1 protein-coding gene is annotated in these 395 nt (G+C 30.6%); it reads left to right on the top strand.

The window, feature by feature from the left end; all coding sequences use genetic code 11:
- Positions 1-395, top strand: a 395-nt coding sequence (locus ASC50_RS05340; protein WP_158648487.1) for a hypothetical protein, incomplete at both ends; no start/stop codon positions are given.

The raw sequence follows: 395 nt of genomic DNA, 5'->3' as shown, positions 1-395 counted from the left end.
CGGTAATTCAAGCTAAAAAGATTGAAAAACTAAGCGAGAAAATTGACAGAAATAAGCAAAATATTGAGGCTTTGTCCAAATCGAATGACAATCACATCTCATATTTAGCCAATTTTACTCGTCATGATATTAAGAATGCTATTCTGAGCATGGATAGTATTTTAACTGTAACAGCTCCTGAAGAATTTACGCAGGAAAAAATAGCCTCGTTATCTACATATTTAGAAGTAATAAGCAATACAATAGAAAATTTTGCCAAATTAGTTCCTTATTCTTCTGATGGTAAATTTAAACTTGAATCATTGTTTATTGCAGTTGAAGTATTAACGAGAGCTGATATGCAGAATCACAAAGTGAATTTTCAATTAAGGTTTGATCGTAATTCATCTTGTGAA

The organism is Candidatus Symbiothrix dinenymphae, from assembly GCF_001431085.1.
The sequence above is the reverse complement of the archived record's forward strand: the minus strand, read 5'-3'. Positions and strand labels throughout refer to the sequence as shown.